14 protein-coding genes are annotated in these 15,795 nt (G+C 69.4%); 9 read left to right on the top strand and 5 right to left on the bottom strand.

Annotated features, from left to right (window positions below; all coding sequences use genetic code 11):
- Positions 1-10: 10 nt before the first annotated feature.
- Complete coding sequence (locus AB6V29_RS07445; protein WP_267786174.1) at positions 11-994, bottom strand: branched-chain amino acid ABC transporter permease; 984 nt, start codon at positions 992-994, stop codon at positions 11-13.
- Positions 995-1,001: 7 nt separating this feature from the next.
- Complete coding sequence (locus AB6V29_RS07440) at positions 1,002-2,291, bottom strand: branched-chain amino acid ABC transporter permease (RefSeq protein ID WP_267786176.1); 1,290 nt, start codon at positions 2,289-2,291, stop codon at positions 1,002-1,004.
- A gap of 346 nt (positions 2,292-2,637) precedes the next feature.
- Between AB6V29_RS07440 and guaB the strand changes: the two genes are divergently transcribed.
- From guaB to AB6V29_RS07405, 7 genes are all read left to right on the top strand, one after another.
- On the top strand, positions 2,638-4,140 hold the full coding sequence (guaB, locus tag AB6V29_RS07435) for an IMP dehydrogenase (RefSeq protein ID WP_307315192.1): 1,503 nt from the start codon (positions 2,638-2,640) through the stop codon (positions 4,138-4,140).
- Positions 4,141-4,239: 99 nt separating this feature from the next.
- A complete protein-coding gene (locus AB6V29_RS07430) occupies positions 4,240-4,896 on the top strand; it encodes a TMEM175 family protein (protein ID WP_369357876.1) in 657 nt (218 codons plus the stop codon).
- A gap of 15 nt (positions 4,897-4,911) precedes the next feature.
- Positions 4,912-6,027, top strand: a complete 1,116-nt coding sequence (locus tag AB6V29_RS07425; protein WP_210072698.1) for a GuaB3 family IMP dehydrogenase-related protein — start codon at positions 4,912-4,914, stop codon at positions 6,025-6,027.
- 12 nt (positions 6,028-6,039) lie between these two features.
- Complete coding sequence (locus tag AB6V29_RS07420; protein ID WP_369357874.1) at positions 6,040-6,909, top strand: SURF1 family protein; 870 nt, start codon at positions 6,040-6,042, stop codon at positions 6,907-6,909.
- Between the two features lie 10 nt (positions 6,910-6,919).
- Positions 6,920-7,441, top strand: coding sequence for a DUF3817 domain-containing protein (locus AB6V29_RS07415; protein ID WP_369357872.1), 522 nt, complete (start codon positions 6,920-6,922; stop codon positions 7,439-7,441).
- Positions 7,438-9,018, top strand: coding sequence for a glutamine-hydrolyzing GMP synthase (guaA, locus tag AB6V29_RS07410; protein WP_369357870.1), 1,581 nt, complete (start codon positions 7,438-7,440; stop codon positions 9,016-9,018). Before AB6V29_RS07415 ends, guaA begins: the two co-directional genes overlap by 4 nt.
- 310 nt (positions 9,019-9,328) lie before the next feature.
- Positions 9,329-10,696, top strand: coding sequence for a glycosyltransferase (locus AB6V29_RS07405; RefSeq protein ID WP_369357868.1), 1,368 nt, complete (start codon positions 9,329-9,331; stop codon positions 10,694-10,696).
- Between the two features lie 132 nt (positions 10,697-10,828).
- Here the strand turns inward: AB6V29_RS07405 and AB6V29_RS07400 are convergent, their stop codons facing one another.
- Positions 10,829-11,542 carry an MBL fold metallo-hydrolase gene (locus AB6V29_RS07400; RefSeq protein WP_369357866.1) on the bottom strand — a complete coding sequence of 238 codons (714 nt, stop codon included), beginning with the start codon at positions 11,540-11,542 and terminating at the stop codon, positions 10,829-10,831.
- Positions 11,543-11,611: 69 nt separating this feature from the next.
- On the opposite strand from AB6V29_RS07400, the gene AB6V29_RS07395 reads away from it, so the two are divergent.
- Positions 11,612-12,169: a TetR/AcrR family transcriptional regulator gene (locus AB6V29_RS07395; RefSeq protein ID WP_103206701.1), complete on the top strand. Its 558-nt coding sequence runs from the start codon at positions 11,612-11,614 to the stop codon at positions 12,167-12,169.
- On the opposite strand, the gene ligD is transcribed toward AB6V29_RS07395, so the two are convergent.
- Both ligD and AB6V29_RS07385 read right to left on the bottom strand, forming a co-directional pair.
- Positions 12,136-13,365: a non-homologous end-joining DNA ligase gene (gene ligD / locus AB6V29_RS07390; protein ID WP_369357864.1), complete on the bottom strand. Its 1,230-nt coding sequence runs from the start codon at positions 13,363-13,365 to the stop codon at positions 12,136-12,138. The genes AB6V29_RS07395 and ligD overlap by 34 nt on opposite strands.
- A gap of 334 nt (positions 13,366-13,699) precedes the next feature.
- Entirely contained in the window at positions 13,700-14,572 is an 873-nt protein-coding gene (locus AB6V29_RS07385) for a Bax inhibitor-1/YccA family protein (protein ID WP_369357862.1), read from the bottom strand.
- Positions 14,573-14,714: 142 nt separating this feature from the next.
- Here AB6V29_RS07385 and AB6V29_RS07380 point away from each other — a divergent pair, with 142 nt between their 5' ends.
- Positions 14,715-15,707 carry a glycerophosphodiester phosphodiesterase family protein gene (locus AB6V29_RS07380; RefSeq protein WP_369357860.1) on the top strand — a complete coding sequence of 331 codons (993 nt, stop codon included), beginning with the start codon at positions 14,715-14,717 and terminating at the stop codon, positions 15,705-15,707.
- Positions 15,708-15,795 lie beyond the last annotated feature (88 nt).

Raw genomic sequence — 15,795 nt, 5'->3', positions numbered from 1 at the left:
CGGCGTGGACTCATCGGACAAAGGTCATCTCCTTCTTGCTGCCCAGGATGCCCTGGGGGCGGAAGATCACGAGCAGCATGAGCGCGACGCCGACGATGACGAAGACGAGCATCTGGGACTGGTCTGCGGTGAGGAACGGCAGCAGTCCGATCGAGGACAGCGCCGGCAACAGGTTCGACAGGAACGCGCGCACGACCCAGAACAGCACGGCGCCGAGCACCGGGCCGAAGATCGTCGCCGCACCACCGAGCAGGAGCGCCGTGTACACGAAGAACGTCTGCGAGGTGACGTAGACGTTCGGGTTCACGTTCGTGTCCATGGCGGTGATGATGCCGCCCGCGGCGATGATCACACCGCCGATGACGAGTGCCTGCATCTTGAAGGCGAAGACGTTCTTTCCGAGAGCGCGCACGGCGTCTTCGTCTTCGCGGATGCCGCGGATGACACGACCCCAGGGGCTGCGCATGAGCATCCAGACGAGGAGGACCGCGACGGCGACGGCGACCAGGCCGATGAGGATGACGTACCAGCGGTTGGCGTTGTACGTCCACGGGCCGATGCCGTAGTCCCCTGCCGGGAGCGGGTTGTTCTCGCCGCGCCACCCCGACTGGAAGTTGAACAGGCCGTCGGCCGAGCCCGTGACGCCACGGAAGGTCGAGGTGAGGAACACCAGTCGGAGGATCTCGGCGGCCGCGATCGTGACGATGGCGAGGTAGTCGCCTCGCAGCCGAAGCGTCGGGATGCCCATGATGAGCGCGAACACGACGGCCGCTGCGAAACCGATCAGAGCGGCGAGCGGCCACGCAAGGCCGAACGTCAGGATCGAGATCGCGAAGCCGTAGGCGCCGATGGCCATGAAGCCGGCGACGCCCATGTTGAGAAGGCCGGCGAAGCCGAAGTGCATCGACAGGCCGATGGCCGCAAGGGCGTAACCGAACGTGGCCGGCGCGAGGATCTGCGAGGCCGTGTTCGAGAGGATCTGCAGGAAGTCCATGGTTTACCTACCCGATTCGCTCTCGGCGGCCGAGGATGCCCTGCGGCCGGAAGAGGAGGATGACGATGAGCACGACGAGGGCGCCCACATACTTCATGTCGGAGGGGATCCACAGGGTGGACACCTCGACGAGGAGGCCGACCACGATCGAGCCGATGAGAGCTCCGAACGCGGTACCGAGTCCGCCGAGCACGACGGCGGCGAACATGAGCAGCAGGATGCCGGAACCCATGTCCCAGCGGATGCCGGGGCGGAAGTAGGCCCACAGCACGCCCGCGAGACCGGCGAGAGCGGATGCCAGGATCCAGACCATGCGCACGACGTTGTCGACGTCGATGCCGCTGGCGGCGGCGAGCGAGGGGTTGTCGGACACCGCACGGGTGGCCCGGCCCAGACGCGTCCGGGTGAGGAACCACGCGAAGGCCGCGATGACGACGATCGAGATGCCCATGCTCGTGAGGTCGGTGACGCTGATGCGGATCGACCCGAGACCCGGGATGATGTCGCTCGAGGCCCCCGGGAGCTGCTGCGTCCCACCACCGATGAAGATCTGGAAGACGTAGCGCAGCGCCAGTGACAGACCGATCGAGACGATCATGAGCTGGACGATGCCGAGGCCCTTCCTTCGAAGGGGCCTCCAGATCCCGGCATCCATCGCGAGGCCGAAGACCCCCGAGAGGACAACCGCGAGGGGGATCGCGATCCAGATCGACCATCCGGTGCCCGCGCTCAGGAACAACGCGGCGATGGCGCCGAAGGTCACCATCTCGCCGTGGGCGAAGTTCGACAGGCCCGTCGTGCCGAACACGAGCGAGAGTCCGATCGCGGCGAGGGCGAGCATGAGGCCGAAGTTCAGGCCGTTCACGGTGCGCGAGAGCAGCTGGTCCATGAAACCGACCGTCTGGCGTTCCGCGGCGCCGAGGGTGAAGTTGCTGGAGACGGTGCTGGAGCTGCCGAACTGCACCTGCCGCTCGAACTCCTGGCCGTCCGGAACAGTCACGCCCGAGGGGAGGGAGTTGCGATCCAGGTCCACTGTCCAGGACCCCTCTTTGGTGGGGACCTTGATTGTCGCGCGACCGCGCTCGTCTGTCGTGGCCTCGCCCGTGAAGGAACCGTCGGTGGCGGTGACCTTCGCCTGAGCGACGGGCTCTCCCTCGGAGCGCACGTTCACCGTGATGGAATAGGGAAGATCCTCGTCGTTGACGGCTGCCGTCGATGCGGGGGCGAACCCGAGCACCAGAGCGGCAGCGAAGAGTCCTGACAGCAGCGTCAGGATCGAGCGTCGACGGCGAGGCATCCGTGGAGATGCTTGCCGAGTGGTCACGAAACCTCCTGGTCGTTCGACGACGTGGACCGTCGCCGCCCGGACACCGTAGTCCGGGATTATTGCCGCGTTGTTTCCATCGCAGCAGTCGATGCGAGAACGATACCCGGACGCGATGTATTCGCTGTGCGTTGCGCATTCGGGGCGTCTTCACCCCTGCGCAACGGGGGTAGTGGCGGGCGTGTGATGTGGGGTATATCGCGCGAGCGGGGAAGAAAAGAGGTCCCTACGGCGCTTACACTTTCAGGCGGAGCGCGCCGCACGCGCCCCGGCCGACGACGTCCCTTTTCGAGCAGGCGCCGCGCGCGCAGGAGGATTCATGGAGCAGCACGACCCGTTCGGTTTCATCGGACTGACTTACGACGACGTGTTGCTGCTTCCCGGCCACACAGACGTCATCCCGAGCGAGGCCGACACGTCGTCGCGTCTGAGCCGCCGAATCACGGTGGCCACGCCCCTGCTCTCGAGCGCGATGGACACCGTCACCGAGGCGCGCATGGCGATCGCCATCGCGCGTCAGGGCGGTATCGGCATCGTCCACCGCAATCTCTCGATCGAGGACCAGGCCGGCATCGTCGACCAGGTCAAGCGCAGCGAGTCGGGCATGGTCTCGAACCCGATCACCACGAATCCGGATGCCACGGTGGCCGAGGTCGACGCGATGTGCGCGCAGTACCGCATCTCGGGTCTGCCGGTGGTCGATCTCGACGGCGTTCTGGTCGGCATCATCACGAACCGCGACATGCGCTTCGTCTCGGGCTTCGAGCGCCAGACGACCAAGGTCAAGGACGTCATGACGAAGGACGGCCTGATCACCGGGCACGTCGGCATCCACGCCAACGACGTCATCGCGACGTTCGCGAAGCACCGCGTCGAGAAGCTCCCCCTTGTCGACGACGACGGCAAGCTCGCCGGCCTCATCACGATCAAGGACTTCGACAAGAGCGAGAAGTACCCCCTCGCCACCAAGGACGACCAGGGGCGACTGCGCGTGGGCGCTGCCATCGGTTTCTTCGGTGACGCGTGGCAGCGCGCCGAGGCCCTGCGCGACGCGGGCGTCGACGTCCTCGTCGTCGACACGGCGAACGGGCAGTCGGCCGGGGTCATCGACATCGTGAGCCGTCTCAAGGCAGACTCCTCGTTCGATCACATCGACGTCATCGGTGGCAACGTCGCGACCCGCGAGGGCGCCCAGGCGCTCATCGACGCGGGAGTGGATGCCGTCAAGGTCGGCGTCGGTCCGGGCTCGATCTGCACCACGCGCGTGGTCGCGGGCGTCGGCGTGCCGCAGGTCACCGCGATCTACGAGGCCGCGAAGGCGGCGATCCCCGCGGGCGTGCCCGTGATCGCCGACGGCGGCCTGCAGTACTCGGGCGACATCGCCAAGGCCCTCGTGGCGGGCGCCGACACCGTCATGCTCGGCTCGCTCCTCGCCGGTACCGACGAGTCGCCGGGCGAGATCGTGTTTCAGGGCGGCAAGCAGTTCAAGCAGTACCGCGGGATGGGCTCGCTCGGCGCTCTGCAGACGCGCGGCAAGAAGACCTCGTACTCGAAGGACCGCTACTTCCAGGCCGATGTGCCCAGCGACGACAAGCTCATCCCCGAGGGCATCGAGGGTCAGGTCCCGTACCGCGGGCCGGTCGCCGCGGTGGCGTACCAGCTCATCGGGGGCCTTCGCCAGTCGATGTTCTACGTCGGTGCACGCACCGTCGAGGAGCTCAAGTCCAAGGGCAGGTTCGTCCGCATCACGTCGGCGGGTCTGAAGGAATCGCACCCGCACGACGTCCAGATCGTGGTCGAGGCGCCGAACTACAAGAAGTAAGCGTCGCAGCGAAGGGCCGGGTGCACGAGTGCCCGGCCCTTCTGCGACCCGGGAGGGCGTCACGAGGTGGGCCCGATCGCCCGCCGTTACGCTGACGGCATGATCGGACGCAGAAGTCACCCGCGAGCTTCGGTCTCGGCGCGCCGGACGGAGGCCTTCACCGACGGCGTGTTCGCGATCGCCGCGACCCTGCTCGTTCTCGGGCTCACCGACCACCCCGTGGGGGCGCTGGATTCCGACGCCGCGCTCGGTACCGCGCTGGCCGAGCTCGCCCCGACGCTCGCGACGTTCGTCATCGCGTTCCTGGTGCTCTGCCGCTTGTGGATGACGCACGTCGAACAGTTCGAGCACATCGTGCGGGTGGACACCCTGGGCATGTGGTTGAACACGTTGCGGTTGTTGTTCGTCGTGCTGGTGCCGTTCGCGGCATCCGTCAACTACGGCGGCGAGAACCTGAGACTCGGACAACTCGTGCTGCCCGGGGTGTTCTTGGTGTCGTTGTTCTTTAGCTGGCTGCAATGGCTGTGGGCGGCGCGGTCGGGCGCCGTGGCCGACCGCGCCGCTGTCGAGACGCGCGCCGCCGGGCGGGCCGGTCTCACCGCCGTCGTCGTCGGTGCGGGTGTCGTCGCGCTCAGCCCGTGGCTGGGCTCTTGGGCGTTCCTGCTGTACATCGTCGACGGTCCGCTGTCACGCGCGCTGGGTGGCCGACATTCGTCGGTGGACGATCCCGACGGGGATGTCGGAGGGCGCGGGTAGGCTGAGGGGGTGACCATGGAGATCGATCTCGGCCGCGCCAAGCGCGCCCGCCGCGCGTACACCTTCGACGACATCGCCGTCGTGCCGTCGCGGCGCACGCGCAACCCCGAAGACGTCTCGACCGCGTGGACCATCGACGCGTTCCCCTTCGAGATCCCCGTGCTCGGTGCCCCCATGGATTCCGTGGTCAGCCCCCGCACGGCGATCGAGCTGGGCCGCCTCGGCGGACTCGGCGTGCTCGATCTCGAGGGGCTGTGGACGCGCTACGACGACCCCGAGCCCTTGCTGGCCGAGATCGCCACGCTCGCGGATGCCGATGCCACGCGTCGCATGCAAGAGCTCTACGCCGAGCCCATCAAGCCCGAGCTCGTGCGCGATCGCCTCGCCGAGGTGCGGGCCGCGGGCGTCACGGTCGCGGGCGCCCTCACGCCGCAGCGCACGCAGGACCTGTACGAGACCGTGGTCGCCGCGGGCGTCGACCTGTTCGTGATCCGAGGCACCACGGTGTCGGCGGAGCACGTGTCGAAGGTCGCCGAGCCGCTCAACCTCAAGAAGTTCATCTACGACCTCGATGTCCCCGTGATCGTGGGCGGGGCGGCCACCTACACGGCCGCTCTGCACCTCATGCGCACCGGTGCCGCGGGCGTGCTCGTCGGGTTCGGCGGGGGAGCGGCTTCGACCACGCGCGCCACCCTCGGACTGCACGCCCCGATGGCCACCGCGGTGGCCGACGTCGCCGGCGCTCGCCGCGACTACCTCGACGAGTCGGGCGGACGCTACGTGCACGTGATCGCCGACGGCGGGGTGGGCACCTCGGGCGACATCGTCAAGGCGCTCGCCATGGGCGCCGACGCGGTCATGCTCGGAGTCGCGCTCGCCCGCGCGACCGATGCCCCCGGCCGCGGCTTCCACTGGGGTCCCGAAGCGCACCACCCCAAGCTTCCCCGCGGTCGTCGTGTCGAGGTCGACCGCGTCGGTCCGCTCGAGCAGGTCCTCTACGGCCCCGCTCCGGTCGCCGACGGCACGGCCAACCTCATCGGCGCCCTCAAGAAGTCGATGGCGACCACCGGGTACTCCGACCTCAAGGAATTCCAGCGCGTCGAGGTCGTCGTCGCCCCTTACGGGCACTGATCCCGGAGCCCCATGACCTCCACCCCCACGACCGAGCCGGCTCCGCCGCAGATCTTTCCGCCGACGCTGCGGGAGGTCATGCTGCGGCCGCGCTGGATCGCGCTGCTGGCGTTCTCGCTCATCGTGGCGGGCGCGCTGGCGTGGCTGGGGCAGTGGCAGTTGGGGCGCGCGGTCGACACCGCACCCCCCGAGCCGGGTCAGACCGAGATCGTGCGACCGCTCGCCGACGTCGTCCAGCCGGGCGGCTACCTGGCCGAGCCCCTCGTGGGACAGCGGGTCGAGACGAGCGGCACCTGGGTGGCATCCGACTTCATCGTCGTCTCGTCGCGGTACAACGACGACGTCCAGGGCTACTGGGTGACCGGGCAGTTGCGCGTCGCCGGCGCGGCTCAGCCGACGTCGATCGCCGTCGCCACCGGGTGGACGAGCAGCCGCGATCAGGCCGATGCGGCCGCCGATGAGCTGCGCGCCGAGGCCGAGGCCGATCCCACCGCGGTGGTGGAGGTCACCGGCCGTCTCATCTCCGACGAGGGGGCGTCCATTCCTCCCGCCGACGCCGATCCTCTGACGCTCGTGAAGATGTCGCCGGCCATGCTTCTGGGCCGCTGGCACGACACGCAGGGTCTCGATGTCTACCGGCAGTACATCGCGTCGCAGACGGCGGTCGGCCCGCTCGACGCGATCGCATCGCCCGCGCCCGATGAGCGCTCGCGCGTCAACTGGCTCAACATCTTCTACGCGGCCGAGTGGGCCATCTTCGCCGGCTTCGCGCTGTACCTCTGGTATCGCCTCGCGCGCGACGCCTGGGAGAAAGAAGTGGAAGATCTCGAGGACGAACAGTCCGAGGCCCTCGCGGCGGGCGCCGCGGAATCCCGCGACTAGACTGGCCTCCATGCCCCGCGCCCCGAAGCTCGCCTCTTTCCCGGCGATCCGCGGAGCCCTGAAGTTCTACCAGATCTGCTCGATCATCACGGGTGTCGGCCTGCTGCTGCTGGTCGCCGAGATGATCCTGAAGTACACGCCCATTCACGTGGAGCTGTTCCTCGGCGGATCCGGTGGCTTCCTGTGGTTCGCGGATGCCGTGCCCGGCCCCGACTGCCAGTGGTTCTCGCTCTTCGTTCCGGGCGGCAACGGGTGTTCGATCCTGTCCACCGGCGACGGCGTGAACGTCTCGCTGGCGATCCTGGTGGTCCACGGCTGGTTCTACGTCGTCTACCTCATCTCGTGCTTCCGCGTGTGGAGCCTCATGCGGTGGCCGTTCCGTCGGTTCGTCTTCCTCGCCCTCGGTGGCGTGGTGCCGTTCCTCTCCTTCATCCTCGAGGTGCGCACCGCCCGTGGCGTGCGCGCCTACCTCGCCGAGCGTGAGGCCGCGAAAGCCTCCGCTCCCATTCCCGCCCCGGAAGGCAACCGGTGACCGAACAGACCGAAACGTCCCAGCGCCCCGTCCTCGTCGTCGACTTCGGCGCCCAGTACGCCCAGCTGATCGCGCGCCGCGTGCGCGAGGCCGGCGTGTACAGCGAGATCGTCCCGCACACCGCATCGGCGGAAGAGATCGCGGCGAAGAATCCCGTGGGCATCATCCTGTCGGGTGGTCCCTCGTCCGTGTACGAAGAGGGAGCCCCGAGCCTCGACTCCGGCGTCTTCGATCTCGACGTCCCGACCCTCGGCATCTGCTACGGCTTCCAGGTGATGGCCAAGGCGCTCGGCGGAGAGGTGGCGAACACCGGCCTCCGCGAATACGGAGCGACGGATGCCACGGTCGTCACCGAGGGCACGCTGCTCGAGGGGCAGCCCGCCGAGCAGAACGTGTGGATGAGCCACGGCGACCAGGTCTCGCGCGCTCCCGAGGGCTTCGAGGTGCTCGCCCGCACCGCGCACACCCCCGTCGCCGCGTTCGCGAACGACGCGCGCCGCATGTACGGCGTGCAGTGGCACCCCGAGGTCAAGCACTCCGACCACGGTCAGCACGTGCTCGAGAACTTCCTTCACAAGGCCGCAGGGCTCCCCGCCGACTGGAACAGCGGCAACGTCATCGCGGAGCAGGTGGAGCGCATCCGCCAGCAGGTCGGGACCAGCCGCGTGATCTCGGCGCTGTCCGGCGGCGTCGACTCCGCCGTCTCGACCGCGCTCGTGCACGAGGCCGTCGGCGACCAGCTCATCGCCGTGTTCGTCGACCACGGTCTGCTCCGTCAGGGCGAGCGCGAGCAGGTCGAGAACGACTACGTCGCCTCCACCGGTGTGAAGCTCATCACCGTCGACGCGCGTGAGACGTTCCTGAACGCCCTCGCCGGGGTCAGCGATCCTGAGCAGAAGCGCAAGATCATCGGCCGCGAGTTCATCCGCGCGTTCGAGAAGGTGCAGGCCGACCTCGTCGCCGAGGCCAAGGCCGAGGGCGAGCAGGTGCGCTTCCTCGTGCAGGGAACGCTCTACCCCGACGTCGTCGAGTCGGGTGGCGGAGCCGGTACCGCGAACATCAAGAGCCACCACAACGTCGGCGGTCTGCCCGAAGATCTGCAGTTTGAGCTCGTCGAGCCGCTGCGCACCCTCTTCAAGGACGAGGTCCGCGCCATCGGACGCGAGCTGGGCCTGCCCGAAGCCATCGTCGGCCGTCAGCCTTTTCCGGGGCCCGGCCTTGGCATCCGCATCGTGGGTGAGGTCACCGCTGACCGTCTCGAGATCCTGCGTGAGGCCGACGCCATCGCCCGCGCCGAGCTGACCAAAGCCGGTCTCGACAACGAGATCTGGCAGTGCCCCGTCGTGCTGCTCGCCGACGTGCGCTCGGTGGGCGTGCAAGGAGACGGCCGCACCTACGGCCACCCCATCGTGCTGCGGCCGGTGTCGTCGGAGGATGCCATGACGGCGGACTGGACGCGCCTGCCCTACGACGTGCTGTCGAAGATCTCGAACCGCATCACCAACGAGGTGCGCGACGTGAACCGCGTGGTGCTCGACGTGACGTCGAAGCCGCCGGGGACGATCGAATGGGAGTGAGCGTCTAGCTCGCTCCCGCGCCGACGTCGTCGGCCGGCTCCGGGGCACCGCCTTCGGGTCGAGAGCGGGGCCCCTACCCCGATCGACCCGAAGACGGTGCCCCTTCGCCGTCCGGCGTCGGCGGCGCTCTGTCTGTCCGCGAAGGGTATGCAAAACCGGGACCCTGGCCCGATCGACTCGGGAGGGCGTGTCACGTGTCCTCGCGTTCGCGGCTGCGCGTGCGCTCCGCCGCTTCCGGCGGAAAGAAGGACAGGGCTGCCGCGCTTCCGGCGTGCCGCGGGGGACGCGGCGGGTGGGGGAGGATGGGGGCGTGACTTCCGGCGACTTCCCCGACGCGTGGTACCTCATCCTGTCGAGCCGGCTGATCCCCGACCTCGACGGCGGATACACCATCGCCACCCTCGCGCGGGCGCGACAGATGGCGGAGGCCGGCGCGGAACCGCTTCTGCTGACCGTCGACCCCGGTGACGCCGACGCCCACTCCGCGCACCGCGCGACCTTCGTCGACCGGGGGGCGGCCTCGGCATCCGGGATCTTCCGCAACCTCTTCGACGAGGCCGTCGACGCCGACGGGGGAGCCGCGGGATGGCTGCGCGAAGCGGCGCACGCGGGCGTTGCCGACCCGGCGCTGGAGTACCGGAGCGTGGCTCGGGGAGCGGTCGAGCTGCCCGTGGTCATCGACCCCGACTGGCACCTCACGACCGCGCCGATCGTGGTCCGGGATGCCGCGGCAGAAGCCGTCGGAGTGATCGACGGATTCGGGGCGCTGTACCGCGCGTGGCTGACGCACCTGGCCGACCGGCTCCGTGTCGACAACGACCGGCCGATCGTCGTCATCTGCGAGTCGCGGCAGCTCGGCGAGCTCATCGCGGGCTGGGGCGACGACAAGGTGCGGATCGTCCACACGGTGCACACGATCCACCTCGAGCCGCCGTTCCAGGCCGACTCGGAGCTGAACCCCCTGTGGACGCGGTGGTTTGAGATCTCACCGCGCTTCGACGCCGTGCTGTGGCCGACCGCGTACCAGCGCGATGACGTGCGGGCGCGCTTCGGCACCGCGGCGAACGACGTGGTCGCACCGCACGGCGTGGAGGCTCCGGATGCCGTTGTGTCGGCGTCGCAGCGTGAGCGGGGCCTCGTCGTGGTGCTGGGGAGACTCGCCCCCGGCAAACGGCTCGACCGGGCGATCGACGCCTTCGCGCGCGTTCTCGGCGACGTGCCGGACGCTCGGCTCGAACTCTGGGGCGAGGGAGCGCAGCGCGGGGCACTCGAGGCTCTCGTCGCCGAACACGGACACGAACACGCCGTCTCGCTGCCCGGGCTCACCACCGAGCCGGGCGCTGTGCTCGACCGAGCCGCCGTGTACCTGACGACCTCCGCCTTCGAGGGGCAGGGGCTCGCTCTCGCTGAAGCTCTCGCGCACGGGACGCCGGTGGTGGCGTGGGATATCCGCTACGGCCCGCGCGACATGCTCGCGTCGGGTGGCGGCATCCTGGTTCCGGACGGCGATGACGACGCTCTGGTCGATGCGCTGCGGCGGGTGCTCACCGACGACGGGCTGCGTGAGAGTCTTGCGGCCGAGGCGCGGCAGGCAGCGGATGCCGTGAGCCCGGCGCGCGCGATGAGCACCCTCGCGGCTGTGGCACAAGAGGTGCTGGGGCGGTCGCGCCGGCGCTGAATCGCGCAACCCGGGATTGCGTTCCGTGTGCGTTGTCGCTCGAGCCGAGGCGCGGCCTGGCGGTGCCGGGGTCCTCGCCCACCCGTACGTCCCGCTCCGACCGACACGGTCCGAGCCGCGTAGGCGTCCGCGTCAGCCGCGCGCGACCCTCCGCACCGCGTCCGCCGCATCCGCCGGAGAGCCGCGGAACGCCGGGCCGTGGCCGGGCAGCACCCAGTCGGCATCCAGTCCCGCGATGCGATCGAGCGAGGCGAGCGCCTCGGCCGGGTCGTCGGTGAAGGGCGCGGGTCCGGGGCCGGTGCGACCGGTCAGGACGTGGCGCGTCGTGAGGGCGTCGCCGACGAACACGGCGCGCACCGCGGGGGAGAAGACCGCGACGCTACCCGGGGAGTGACCGTGCATGCCGACGATGCGAGGGCTTCCGGGGAGGTCGAGGGTCTCGCCGTCGGAGACCTCGCGCACCTCGGTCAGCCACTGCGGACGCATCCCCTTGCGGATGCCGAAGGCGGCGAAGCTCAGCAGTGGGCCGAGGCGGAACGGGCCCATCGCGCTCTTCGGCTTGTCGCCCCCGCGGGCGCGATCGGCGTCGCCCGCATGCACGAAGACGGGGACGCCGTGCTCGCGGCGGAGCCGCTCCGCGAAGCCGACGTGGTCGCTGTCGCCGTGGGTGAGGATGACGCCGCGGATGTCGTCGAGGGTTCGGCCGAGGCCGTCCAGTTCGTGGCGCAGGTCGGCGTACATGCCGGGGAGTCCGGCGTCGACGAGGGTGATGCCGTCGGGGGCGACGACGAGGTAAGAGGCGACGATGTCGTTGCCGATGCGGTGGAGCGATGGAGCGAGTCTCACGGGGTGCCTTTCTGGATGGCTACGAACATTAGCCATGATAGCTTATAAGCGTAGCCATGAGGAGGGTCCGTGCCCACACCGGAGAGAACGTCGCTCGACGAGATCGTCGAGGCGGCCGCGCGACTGCTCGAAGAGGGCGGACCCAGCGTCGTGACGATGCAGGCCGTCGCCCAGGCGGTCGGGGTCAAGGCTCCGTCGCTGTACAAGAGGGTGCGCGACCGCGAGGCCCTGCTCGGACTCGTCGGGGCAGCCGCGGCCGACGACCTGACGGTGCGGCTCGAGACGGCATCCGCGAATCTCGACGACCTACTGGTCGCCTTTCGCGCGTTCGGGCACGACAGGCCGGAGGCGTTCCGTCTGTTGTTCACGACGGTGGTGGATGCCGACCGACTTGCTGCCACGAGCGCGCCGGTGCTGCGCGCGACGACGTCGGCGGTGGGTGAGGCGCACGCGCTCGACGCCGCTCGGCTGTTGACGGCGTGGGCCACCGGGTTCGTCACGATGGAGCTCGCGGGGGCCTTCCGCCTCGGCGGCGACCTCGACGACGCGTACCGCTACGGTCGGCGCCACCTGGTCGCCTCGCTCACGCGGGATCAGGGAGCTGAGCGGCCGGCCCAGGGGTCGTAGTCGGCGATCAGGTCCTCCTGCGCCGGGCGCTCGGCATCCGGCACGTGCTGGAGGTTCACGCGCACGCGGTACCAGAGCGAGCTCGACCCGCGCATACCGTCGACGAGCACGTCGGCGGGGTGGAGCTCAGATGCCGCGTCGGGATGCCGCTGCTTCCAGGTCTCGAGGGCGTCGAGCGCCTCGGTCTTGGTCTTCGTCCGCGCGACCTCGATGAGCGGCATGGTCGAGGCTCGGCGACCCGAACCGTCGGAGCCGCGCGGGGGTTTCTCGGCGGGGCCGAGCTCTTCCGCCAGGGCGAGGAGCGCATCGAGCGAGCCCGCCGCGTCGTCGATGCCGGCATGGGGATCGCCCATGCTGCGGAAGCGCTCGGGCACGGTGAGAACGGTGAATTCCCCGGGGCGGCGGTCGCGCACCTCGTCCCAGGTGAGCGGCGTCGACACGCGAGCGTCGGGAAGTGCGCGGATCGAGTACGCCGAGGCGACCGTGCGGTCCTTGGCATTCTGGTTGAAGTCGACGAAGACGCTCTCGCCGCGCTCCTCCTTCCACCAGCGGGCGGTCGCGAGACCCGGCGCACGGTTCTCGACCTCGCGGGCGAGGGTCTCGGCGGCCAGGCGGACGTCGGCGTAGGACCACTCCGGACGGATGCGCACGAGGATGTGCAGCCCCCGGGACCCAGAGGTCTTCGGCCATCCGACGAGCCCGTGATCCTCCAGCACCTCGCGGGCGATGAACGCGACGTCCACGATCTGGGCCCAGTCGACCCCGGGCATCGGATCGAGGTCGACGCGGAGCTCGTCGGGATGATCGAGGTCTTCGGCGCGCACGGGATGCGGGTTGAGGTCCAGGCAGCCGAGGTTGACGACCCACGCCAGTCCCGCGGCATCCCGGATCACCGTCTCTTCGGCCGAGGTGCCCGAGGCGTAGTGCAGGGTGGCGGTGTCGATGAAGGCGGGGTGGTTCTCGGGGACGCGCTTCTGGAAGAAGGGCTCATGATCGAGACCCTTCGAGAAGCGCTTGAGCACCATCGGACGACCGCCCGCTCCGCGCAGGGCGCCCTCGGCGACGGCGAGGTAGTACCGCACGAGGTCGAGTTTGGTGAGGCCGGGCTCGGGGAAGACGACGCGGTCGGGGCTCGTGACGCGCACCTCGTGGCCGTCGACGTCGAGGATCTCGGCCGGGGTCTTCGCGGGGCTCATGGCGTGAGGCTAGCGCCGCGGCATTCGGGGTTCGAACCCCTTGCGGGCGGGGTGCGGGGGCGTTGCGGCGTGTTGAGTGTCCAGGACACCCGGACAGTTTCTCGGCGGGTCCGGGTGTTGTGGACACTCGTAACGGGGCGGGGTGCCGGGGCGTTGCGAGGCGTTAAGAGGCCAGGGCGCCCGGACAGTTTCTCGAGGGGTCCGGGTGTTTCGGACACTCAATGGTGGTGGGCGTGTGGGGGAGTGAGGGAGAGAAGGGGGGAGCCCGGATGCCGGCACTCTACGACGAAGGGCCGCCCCGAAACGGGACGGCCCTTCGTGTGAAGCGAGTGCGTCAGTTGTTGCCGCGCAGGATCGCGATCATGCGCAGGATCTCGACGTACAGCCACACGACGGTGACCATGATGCCGAAAGCGCCGACCCAGCCGTAGACCCGGGCAGCGCCGTTGCGGACGCCGCGCTGGATCTGGTCGAAGTCGAGCACGAGCGAGTACGCGGCCATGATGACCACGAAGACGCCGATGATCACGCCGAGCGGGATGCCGAAGATCTCGATCGAGCTGCGCAGGCCGAACGCGCCACCGGCGATCGGGACGTTGAACAGCATGAGGCCGAGGTTGACCAGGCTGAACACCAGGTAGCCGACCATCGCGATCATGAAGATCTTGGTGGCGCGCGCCGAGGCGCGGATCTTGCCGCTCGCGAACAGGGCGAGGGTCACACCGACGACGGACAGGGTGCCGAGGGTCGCCTGCAGGACGATGCCCGGGAGGATGAACTCGAAGAAGGCCGAGATGCCACCGACGAACAGGCCCTCGAACGCCGCGTAGGCGATGAAGACGGGGACGGAGGGTTTCTTCTTGAACGTTGCGACCATCGCCAGCACGAAGCCGACGAGGCCACCGACGATCATCGGCGCAGCGCTGGGGTTCGGGTTGGCGGCGCTGACGCCGGCCATCGACCAGATCCAGCCGACGACGGCCGTGACGACGAGGATGCCGAACAGGGCGAGCGTCTTCATGACGGTGTCTTCGACCGTCATACGGCCGGTGTCGACGGCGCTCGCCGACGGGGCGGCGTACGCGCCTTCGATCGAGGCGGCGGCGGCGGGATCGACGGCCGGGGGCGGGCTGTAGCGCGTATTCGCGCCACCGGCTCGAGGGTCCTGGAACGCCGGGTTGTTGAATGCCGGGTTGTTGAGGGCCACGGGAACTCACACTCCAAAGATGGTGATCACAGCACCGTGCTGTCAGACAACACTAGCCGAGCAGGGCGGCAGATTCCTTGTGCTGACTGGGATTCTGCTTTGAGCGCACCCGCTCGTCACACGGTCTCGCTAGCGTGTCGAGGTGCCTGTCGTCATCGGTCATCGCGGTGCCCCCGGATATCTGCCCGAGCACTCCCGCGGCTCGTATCTACGGGCGATCGCGGAGGGGGTGGATGCCGTCGAGCCCGACGTCGTCCCCTCGAGCGACGGCGTGTTGGTCGTGCGGCACGAGAACGAGATCTCAGGCACCACGGACGTATTGACGCGACCGGAGTTCGCCGAGCGGCGCACGTCGAAGATCGTCGACGGGGAGCGGCTGACCGGCTGGTTCGTCGAGGACTTCACGTGGGAGGAGCTGCGGACCCTGCACTGCCGCGAGCGGATCCCCGCGCTCCGTCCCGACAGCGCCGCCCACGACGACACCGAACCACTGCTGCGCCTGCGCGACGTCCTCGACCTCGCCCGGCAGGGCGGGGTGGGCGTGGTGCTCGAGATCAAGCACGCGGCGTTCTTCGCCCGACTCGGGTTCGACCTGGCCGAGCTCGTCGACGCCGAGCTGCGCGCGGCGGGATGGCAGGACGCCGAGGACGCGCTCGTCATCGAGTCGTTCGAGCCCCTGGTCCTGGCGCGGCTGCGAGAGCGCGGCATCCGGATCCCGCTCGTTCAGCTCATCGACGCGCAGGGGGCGCCGTGGGATCTGCGGGAGCGCGACGGGACTGACGCCGCCTCGTACGCCTCGATGCTGACTGCGGCGGGTCTCGATGTTCTCGCCGGCGAGGTGCAGGGGATCAGCCCCGACAAACGCTCGGTGCTCGCGCCCGATGAGCGCGGCGTCGCGCGAGGACCGGCGCGGTTCGTGCGCGAGGCGCAGGATCGGGGCCTGCGGGTCTTCACGTGGACGTGCCGCCCCGAGAACGCCTTCCTGCTGCCCGCCTATCGGGGGCCGGGCGGCGACGCCGCGTTCGGCGACTGGCGACGCGAGTGGGCCGTGCTGCGCGACGCCGGACTCGACGGGGTGTTCGTGGATCATCCCGATCTGGGCGTCCAGTTCTTCGGGGCGGGACGAAACTCCTGAGTTTCGAGCCGCGTGTCGGTCGTTTCGATCGCTGAACCGCGTCGAGGCGGCGATTCTCAGGAGTTTCGCCCCGCGCAACCCCGACGCC

The organism is Microbacterium sp. 20-116 (genome assembly GCF_041079415.1).
Lineage (GTDB): Bacteria > Actinomycetota > Actinomycetes > Actinomycetales > Microbacteriaceae > Microbacterium.
The sequence above is the reverse complement of the archived record's forward strand: the minus strand, read 5'-3'. Positions and strand labels throughout refer to the sequence as shown.

Coding starts and splice junctions, on each gene's coding strand:
- AB6V29_RS07425 (WP_210072698.1), top strand. CDS start 4,912: ATGGAGATCGATCTCGGCCGCGCCAAGCGCGCCCGCCGCGCGTACACC.
- guaB (WP_307315192.1), top strand. CDS start 2,638: ATGGAGCAGCACGACCCGTTCGGTTTCATCGGACTGACTTACGACGAC.
- AB6V29_RS07415 (WP_369357872.1), top strand. CDS start 6,920: ATGCCCCGCGCCCCGAAGCTCGCCTCTTTCCCGGCGATCCGCGGAGCC.
- AB6V29_RS07420 (WP_369357874.1), top strand. CDS start 6,040: ATGACCTCCACCCCCACGACCGAGCCGGCTCCGCCGCAGATCTTTCCG.
- AB6V29_RS07430 (WP_369357876.1), top strand. CDS start 4,240: ATGATCGGACGCAGAAGTCACCCGCGAGCTTCGGTCTCGGCGCGCCGG.
- AB6V29_RS07445 (WP_267786174.1), bottom strand. CDS start 994: ATGGACTTCCTGCAGATCCTCTCGAACACGGCCTCGCAGATCCTCGCG.
- AB6V29_RS07440 (WP_267786176.1), bottom strand. CDS start 2,291: ATGCCTCGCCGTCGACGCTCGATCCTGACGCTGCTGTCAGGACTCTTC.
- ligD (WP_369357864.1), bottom strand. CDS start 13,365: ATGAGCCCCGCGAAGACCCCGGCCGAGATCCTCGACGTCGACGGCCAC.